The following is an 8,110-nucleotide window of genomic DNA, read 5'->3' on the forward strand; positions in this document are numbered from 1 at the left end:
TGTTTGTTATCTAGCTTGATTGGTTTCATAGTCAACTTTGCAAGAAATTAAGAGCTTTATAATGATTTAGGCGTAAACAAATTATAGCGATTTGGGAGAAAAAACGCTCTCAAAATATGCTTAAGCATGAAATATCCTTTAAATCATGTCAAACTAGCTAGATAAGAAAGAAAAGTAAAATATTGGTAAGCATTTTTTACTTTTAGTTTAATAGCTTTTTAGATAAATCCATTAGCAAGATAGATTCATAAGGTTTTAGCGTATGTGTGGCATAACTTTTCTTTCAAAAAAAGCCATTGCTTGATCTTCAGGTACACGTACTTCCTCAGTAAAGCCCCTTTCTTTTTTCCACTTATCCATAAACACTCGAGGATTAGTTTGAAATTCTTTTGTTTCTAATTTGTTATGAATGTACTTCAATAATTTGTCCGGATCTCCATAGGCATTTCGAGGCTGCTGAGCAAAAATTTTAGCTTCAGTGATAAAGAGTTGAATATTTACATGACAATTCTTTAAGGGAGAAAATGGTGAGATAGGTTGAGGAAGATGTAGTGAAAAAAAAGTTTTCGCTGCCCGATTTTTGAGCTGCTGATCTTGCTTGGTTAGGCTTGGCTTTTTATTGATACGTCCATAAAGATAAGTGGCAGCATAAACAGCTGCATAACCTACAGGGATTGCTAAAATAAAATAGGAAAACATTTTTAGCAGGTTTAAAGCATTTAATTGCGTATAATTTTTTTGATAATTCCAGATTTCATGAAAGCCTTTAAAATAGCTTCTTACCAGCCCTTGTAATTCCATGCCGTTGTTCCTTACCTTTATAGCTTCTATCTTTCCTATAGTAAAAAGAATTTGATTAAATTCCCATCTCTATTATAAATTTCATTTTTTTATCCTTTTAAAACGTTGTCGATAAGAAATACAATAAATTTTAAATTACTGTTATAAGCTTTAATTTTTTAGATAATCGCTTCTCCTCTTTGACATCTGTAGGGGGAAAGGAATCAGGATCCCAGCTTTAAATTCCTCCTTATGCTTTCAATTAAACAGGGAAAGGGAACATTTAAAATAATTAGGGTAGCGTTCATATTTAAAGGAGGGATTAAATGGCTCAGAGGAGGTCAATTGATAGATAAGAAGTGCGAAGCTACCATAAGCTGTCCCCGCTAGCACCGTCTCGCCATACCCGCGAATGGTATTTAAGATACCATGGAAGAACTGGTGGATCCCACAGTTGGTCATATGCCTCCACTTTCTTTTATTCTTTTCATCAAAAACCATTCCTAGATAACCTGTTCCTGCCAGAATAGCTCCTGCCGTTGCCTGCACGTTACCTGCCACAACACGTACAATTCCACTATATATACCTATGACAGGGAGGCTTCCTAAAATATTAAATTGCTTCTCTATTTTAGTTAAAGTTTGAAGGTAATCCATTTTTCTACTTTTGTTTTGCAAAAATTAATAAACATTAAATGTTAATGCAATTATGTTAATTTTAGATAAAGAAAGATTTTCTAATAATTAAGTTGGAAATCTTACAGCATGAGGGGAAGTTTACGGGGTGTATTAACCGTGATTCTAGCTCCAAAATTGTGGAATAAATTTTTAGGAATTGATTAACGGGCAACGGTAACGCTTAAAAGAAATTTGCCATAGCAAAATGCTTTTTAATAAGCAGGAGGGGATGGTTTTTGTAGCGTTTAATCTAGCAAAAACTTATTTTTCCTCATTTAACCAGAACTTTTTGATCTTATGCAAGCTCTTTAAGGCAAACAGAGGCAGGGTAAATATGCTATCCTAATTTATGCAAAGTGTGAAGCCTTTAAAGAATTTTATTCATTCTTTTTGCTTCGTAAGAAAAGACGAGGCGGAAAAGATAATAAGCTTCTTTTCTTAGAAGAATAAAAAGAATAGCTTTGGCGTTTCATATTTATAGGTGATTAGATAAAAACGTGGTGGCAATTAATCTTAAGTATTTAATCATAAAAATTAAGAAGAAAATTGCTAGAAAGATAGGAAAATCCGCTAAGGTTTTTATAAAATATGAAAGATTTCTTTCAGTTTTTAAAATAAAGATCGTTAAATAAAGAGGAAAAAAGAGTAAGTTCTCTAGCAGAGAGTTAAGATAAATCTTTGAAAAACCATCTCTCTTCTAATAATGAGAGAATAAATTGCTATGAAACTTTAAGGAGCTTATATGATGCCGCCAACTTCTACTTCTAGCAGCAAGGTAAACCTCTGCGTAATAGGCTCGAATAATATAAAAGACGCGACATCAGGAAAATTGATGGCTCATGCTGTTGTTTTGTTTCCTTGTGGTCACACCTTTAATGAAGATACGGTGATCCAACGTTTAGCAGGCGATAAGCTTTGTCCTCTAGATGGAAAGCCTATTGAAGGGCATGCACCTAACCACACGGTGAGGCAACTTGCCGCCACAGCTAAGCTCCGTCCGCTAGAATCTTCTAGAGAGATTTATATTGAGCGCTTAATCAGTCTTTTGGAGGAACTTCAAATTCCAGAAAATCCGACTTTAAAGAAAATGGTTGAGCTTGGAGACAAAATTCACGCTCTTTCTCCTCTTTCTATTCCCTCTCTTTACGGCGCGATAGCTCATCTTCATTTTCCTGATAGGGAGGGGGATGTGGCAGAACAGGTTCGTAGCTTGGATCAAATTTATCGGATTGAATCCAATCTTTCCGTTGAAGAAAAGGTGTCTTGCATTTTTCAAAGGCTTTTTAATTTAGCGACTTCTTATTCTCCAATGGAAAGAACATCCAAGAATAGCAAGGATTTTACTCTTTCTAATTATTCCTCCTATCTACTAAATATTAGCCGCCTATGGCTTTGGGGCCGCCTACCGGGAGGAAAGGAGTACTTAAACCAGGCAGAAATTAAAGCATTACCTTTAAAGATAAAAGGAGAGCTGCTAGCACAATGGATTAAAGAGCATGATGAAGATATTAGTTGTTTATATTTAGATATCCCATTAAAAATTTTAGAGGAGCCGAATTTAGATTTACAGTTAGAGATTACAATTTTGCCGCCTGAGATTGGGCAACTTTCTCAGCTGGAAAGGCTTTTTATATGCCATAGACAGCTAACCGCGCTTTCTGCCGAGATTGGGCAGCTTTCTCAGCTGGAACAGCTTAATCTAAGCTGGAACCAGCTTGCCTCTCTTCCTGCTGAAATTGGACAGCTTTCTCAACTGAAAAAGCTTTGTTTACACAGCAATAAGCTAACCATGCTCCCTACCGAAATTGGACAACTTTCTAAGCTGGAAAAGCTTGAATTAAGCAATAACCAGCTTGTTTTTCTTCCTGCCGAAATTGGGCAGCTTTCTAAGTTGGAACAGCTTGACTTAAGCCGTAACCAGCTTGTTTTTCTTCCTGCAAAGATAGGACAGCTTTCTCAGCTGGAACAGCTCGACCTAAGCTACAACAAGCTAACAGTGCTTCCTACCGGGATTGGAAAACTTTCTCAGCTGAAACACCTTGACTTAATAGATAACCATCTAAACGCTTTACCTGCTGAAATTGGGCAGCTTTCTCAGCTGGAAAAGCTTGACTTAATAGACAACCATCTAAATGCGTTACCTATGGAAATTGGGCAGCTTTCCCAGCTAACAAGGCTTTGGTTAAGCGACAACCAGCTCACTGCGCTTCCTGCGGAAATTGGACAGCTTCATTCTTTAACAGAGCTTTACTTAGTCAATAACCAGCTAGCTACCCTCCCTTCAGAGTTTGGACAGCTTGATGAGCTGCGGCTACTTTACTTGAATAAGAATCGGCTAACCTCTCTGCCTTTAACGATTGGACAGCTTGATTCCTTGCAAGAGCTTTACTTAGATAGCAACCGGCTAGCGAATATCCCAGGAACCATCGGGCAGCTTCTTGATCTTGATAAACTTCACTTAAGCAACAACCGGCTAACCTCTCTACCTAATGGCCTCGGGCGGCTTTCTTCTTTGCGAGAGCTTTACTTAGACAACAACAAGTTAACTACTTTTCCTAGATTACTTCAACAGCTTCCTGGTCATTGTGAAGTTGATGTAAGGGGCAACCCTTTTCTAGAAAATATTTATAAAAGTAAAATCGTGTGATGTTGAATTAGTAGATTAAAGATATTGTTAGATCGAGAGGTAAGGCGCCCTAAAGCATTTTTTTTTGCAACTTAAGTAACTTAGGTTTTGAAGCAGCATTTAACAAAACAACATTTAGCTCTCTTTAATTCAAAAAAATTTGTTTTCTTTAGTTTCTTCTAGCAAAAATTAGGCTAAGAAGTAAATCTTTTCTAAACATGTAGAGGTCCTTATTTATTCAAATTTTTATCTGTTTTTTTGCTAGCCGAGAGAATAATTTAATTAAGGAAGTCGAAAATTTTTGAATAGAAAATCTACATGGTCGCCTTTTTAAGGATGTTTACCCTAAAGGTTCACATCCGAATTAATTTACAAATTTCTTAACGTAAGTTTTTCTTATTTAGTTTAAATTATACACTTTGAAAAAACTTAGCCTGCATAACCAATCCTCTGAAACATCTCTCTCTACTTGGTCCGAGGGGTTTTTATGAAGTATGGGGCCGCATAATGAGTTTCTTAAAAGCGTATTATTTCTTAAGTCTATTCATTCACTCTATCGATTCCATCTGCCCATAAAAGCCAAACATTTAACTTGCTTTTGATGCTAATAATTTATTTGCCACTGCTATCTATTGTAGTCGCTACTGCTCCAGCTATCCCAGCTAAAAGCTCAAAAATAGAAGATGACTGAATTAAAGCAAATGATAGAGGCTTTTGTAAATAATCATTAGCTATTATTTAGCATAAAAATTTTAAGCAACCTTTTTATATAATTCTTGTTTAAAAAGGGATCTATTTGAGATGGTTAAAGAAAAGTTAGAGAGAGGATTCATTAAAAAATGAAAGAGATTACCCTAATTTTTCCCCATCAGCTTTTTGAAAAACATCCTGCCTTAGATAAAACGCGCCCTGTTTGCTTAGCTGAAGAATTTCTTTTTTTTAAGGTACAAAAATTTCACAAGCAGAAACTTGTGCTTTTGCGAGCAGCTATGAAAGCTTATGCCGATTGGTTAGAAAAGCAAGGATATTCTGTTTTCTATATTGACTCCACCTCCTTAAATAAGCGAGGAGACCTTTTTGAAATTTTAGCACAGAAAGAATATGACCAGGTTCATTTAGCGAATTTAACGGATGATTGGCTTTCCCAGGATCTTACTAAAGCTGCTAGAAAAAATCATTGGAAACTCTGCTTTTATGAGTCTCCAATGTTTTTGTGTACTGAAAAAGAGCTTCAGCTTTTCTTTAAAGGAAAGACCCACTATTCAATGGCTCCTTTTTACATTTATCAGCGTAAGAAACTTAATATTTTGATGGAAGGAGACTCTCCTGTAGGGGGTAAATATAGCTTTGACAAAGAAAACAGAGAACGTTTACCTAAAGGAATTGTTATTCCTCCCCTTGTTGCGCCTAAACAAAATCGCTGGGTTAAAGAAGCAGTTGAGTATGTAGAAAAGGAATTTCCTAAAGCCTATGGCAAGTCTACCCCCTTTTCCTATGCCGTCACTTTCAGCGAGGCTAAAGAAGTTCTTTCTGATTTTGTTGAGCATAGACTTCAGCTATTTGGTACCTATGAAGACGCCATACATGCCACAGAGGCAGTAATTTTTCATAGTGGTCTATCACCTTTATTAAATATTGGATTGCTGACTCCTCAAGAAGTAGTTGAAAAGGCTCTTTCTGCTCACACAAACCTTAATATTCCTTTAAATTCTTTAGAAGGCTTTCTTCGGCAGATTATAGGGTGGCGCGAGTTTATTAGAGCTTGCTATCTCTTAAAAGGAAGAAAAGAAAGATGTTCTAATTTTTTTAAGCATACTGCTCCTTTACCTAAAGGATTTTGGGATGGAACTACAGGAATTTTACCTATTGATAATGTAATTAAGCGCTTATTGCAGACCGGTTATTGCCATCATATCGAACGCCTCATGATTTTAGGGAATTTTCTACTGCTAGTAGAAACGGATCCCAATGCTGTTTATGAATGGTTTATGGGCTATTTTGTTGATGCTTACGACTGGGTGATGGTACCTAATGTTTATGGAATGAGCCAATATGCTGATAAAGGATTGATGAGCACAAAACCTTACATATCAGGAGCTAACTATCTGCTTAAAATGAGTGCTTACAACAAAGAAGAGTGGGTAGATAAATGGGATGGCCTTTTTTGGCGCTTTCTTGCAAAACATCAAGCTTTCTTTGAAAAAAATCCTAGAACAAAGATGCTTCTTAAATTGCTACAAAAAAATGCTAATACTATTCATCCAAAAATAGCCTTAGCAGAAACATGGCTGATGCAACAGCGTTAACTTCCATATTGAAGAGCAAGAAATTGCAGATAAATAATCTATAATCTTGACTAAGGAAGCAATAGGGGTAAAGAAATTTAATTCAGCTATAACCTCAAGAGTTGATGCAGCTTTTACTTTGACAGTCTATTCTCAACAGCTTCTAAGGTTTTCCTAAATTATCTTATACGCTTTAAAAACTAATACCTTGCTCTAAAGTAAACTAAGCTATGTACGCCCTTTTTAACTGAATCGGCTTATAAAATATAATGTAAGCCAGCTTAGGTTCCTACTAGAAAAGATCTCCAAGCGGCATCTACCAAAGTTACTATTAAAAGCCCATCTTTTAAGGTGGCTTGATTAGGGGTCGTAGGTGGCATAGGTAGCAAATCCAAATAGCATGCCTGTTAAGAAGGTGTTTAAATAGCTAGTTTTTTGGTGCAATGAAGGTAGAATAACCAAGAGAGATAAACATGCGGCGTAGATAAAAAAACTGGTGGGTAATATTATAGGCGAATCATCCATAAGATGACCAATATTGTGGCGATAAAAGCTCTTCCTCTTCAACCTAGCCACACAACAAAAATAGGCTGGATAGAACCGAGATTAATTCCAATGTGCATGACCTTAAAATTTTTTGTAAATGCTTGATTTATTCAATTATTAATCCCTTAATATCCTTGGCGTAGCCCTATCTATTTTTACTTAATGGATTTTCACTACTACCACCGTGATATTATCTGTGGAATTTTTTTCCAGCGCATAATCAACCAATCGTTGAGCTAAATTTTTTGGGGGATTATCCAAGGTGGCTTCTCCTTCCTCTATTTCTTCTTCCTCTGTGTTTTCTAAGTCAACCAAAGGCTCCTCTTCTTTTTCTTGAGGCTCTGAGGTAACATATGCTATTATCTCATTTTCTAAAACATAATCTTTTAGTCCATCACAAGCGATGATAAGAATGTCTCCTTTTCTTAATCGATTGACGGTAATTTTGGGCTTGTGAATAACTGCCGGTTTATCAGGCTTTCCAGTAGCATATTTATCCCCGATAGCACGACTTACATTAATACCAGTACGCGAATTAGGATACCTTAACATCTTAGGATTTTTTGCAAGAGGCCATGATTCTGCTAGCGTGGGATTTTCTAGGGCTATAGCTGCTCTTGCTGCTTCTTTTGCGTGCCTCCAATTTCGCACGCAAGATAAAGCGATGGACTCTTTGTTTCTATAGATATTAGCTTCAGTATCACCTAATGTAGCTGTATAAATGAGATGGGTATTTTTATCTATAAAGCTTATAGCTAGTGTAGTGCCTATCATATCATAGTAAGTGTACTGAATAATATTTTGGTGAATTTCATCAATTAATTGTTCGAAAGTTTGATGTACATTTCCTTCATTCAAAGCTAATGTTTCGAAGAAATTTTTTTCAAATTCTTCTTTCGCCTGCTTAGCAACCTGTCTGCCCCCATGCCCATCAAAAACCCCCATCAAAGCTCCTTGGGAGTTCTCTTGGAAAAGGTGGACATCTTCCATACGTGGTCTTTTACCTTGAGCTTCGGCTGATACATATTCCAAGCTTAAAGCAGGAGCTTTAGGCAGATTATCATCTAGGATAGGGAGACAGCTTTGATAAGTGGCGTAAGCCAGGATATCCTCTTCTATGTCCTAGACAGTACTTGACCTGACAAACATGAGTTACCTGGCAGGTACTATTTCTGTCAGTTGTAACTTATCTAAC

6 protein-coding genes are annotated in these 8,110 nt (G+C 36.4%); 2 read left to right on the forward strand and 4 right to left on the reverse strand.

Annotation, left to right across the window (positions count from 1 at the left end):
• Positions 1–255: 255 nt before the first annotated feature.
• The gene (locus NEOC95_RS00700) at positions 256–801 is read right to left on the reverse strand and encodes a hypothetical protein (protein ID WP_166156186.1); all 546 of its coding nucleotides are present in this window, start codon (positions 799–801) and stop codon (positions 256–258) included.
• Between the two features lie 237 nt (positions 802–1,038).
• On the reverse strand, positions 1,039–1,437 hold the full coding sequence (locus tag NEOC95_RS00705; protein ID WP_166156189.1) for a hypothetical protein: 399 nt from the start codon (positions 1,435–1,437) through the stop codon (positions 1,039–1,041).
• 763 nt (positions 1,438–2,200) lie between these two features.
• Between NEOC95_RS00705 and NEOC95_RS00710 the strand changes: the two genes are divergently transcribed.
• Positions 2,201–4,105, forward strand: coding sequence for a leucine-rich repeat domain-containing protein (locus tag NEOC95_RS00710; protein ID WP_166156192.1), 1,905 nt, complete (start codon positions 2,201–2,203; stop codon positions 4,103–4,105).
• Between the two features lie 818 nt (positions 4,106–4,923).
• The gene (locus tag NEOC95_RS00715) at positions 4,924–6,390 is read left to right on the forward strand and encodes a cryptochrome/photolyase family protein (protein ID WP_166156197.1); all 1,467 of its coding nucleotides are present in this window, start codon (positions 4,924–4,926) and stop codon (positions 6,388–6,390) included.
• 339 nt (positions 6,391–6,729) lie between these two features.
• Here NEOC95_RS00715 and NEOC95_RS09660 read toward each other — a convergent pair whose 3' ends face one another.
• On the reverse strand, positions 6,730–6,894 hold the full coding sequence (locus NEOC95_RS09660; protein ID WP_166156200.1) for a DUF2177 family protein: 165 nt from the start codon (positions 6,892–6,894) through the stop codon (positions 6,730–6,732).
• A gap of 180 nt (positions 6,895–7,074) precedes the next feature.
• Positions 7,075–7,947: a PP2C family serine/threonine-protein phosphatase gene (locus tag NEOC95_RS00725; protein WP_213150994.1), complete on the reverse strand. Its 873-nt coding sequence runs from the start codon at positions 7,945–7,947 to the stop codon at positions 7,075–7,077.
• Positions 7,948–8,110 lie beyond the last annotated feature (163 nt).

Origin of the sequence: Neochlamydia sp. AcF95 (assembly GCF_018342455.1) — a bacterium.
Classification (GTDB): Bacteria; Chlamydiota; Chlamydiia; order Chlamydiales; family Parachlamydiaceae; genus Neochlamydia.

Bases quoted from the DNA above. Each gene is read 5' to 3' on its own strand.
- NEOC95_RS00700 (WP_166156186.1), bottom strand. From the start codon at position 801: ATGGAATTACAAGGGCTGGTAAGAAGCTATTTTAAAGGCTTTCATGAA.
- NEOC95_RS00705 (WP_166156189.1), bottom strand. From the start codon at position 1,437: ATGGATTACCTTCAAACTTTAACTAAAATAGAGAAGCAATTTAATATT.
- NEOC95_RS00710 (WP_166156192.1), top strand. From the start codon at position 2,201: ATGATGCCGCCAACTTCTACTTCTAGCAGCAAGGTAAACCTCTGCGTA.
- NEOC95_RS00715 (WP_166156197.1), top strand. From the start codon at position 4,924: ATGAAAGAGATTACCCTAATTTTTCCCCATCAGCTTTTTGAAAAACAT.
- NEOC95_RS09660 (WP_166156200.1), bottom strand. From the start codon at position 6,894: ATGGATGATTCGCCTATAATATTACCCACCAGTTTTTTTATCTACGCC.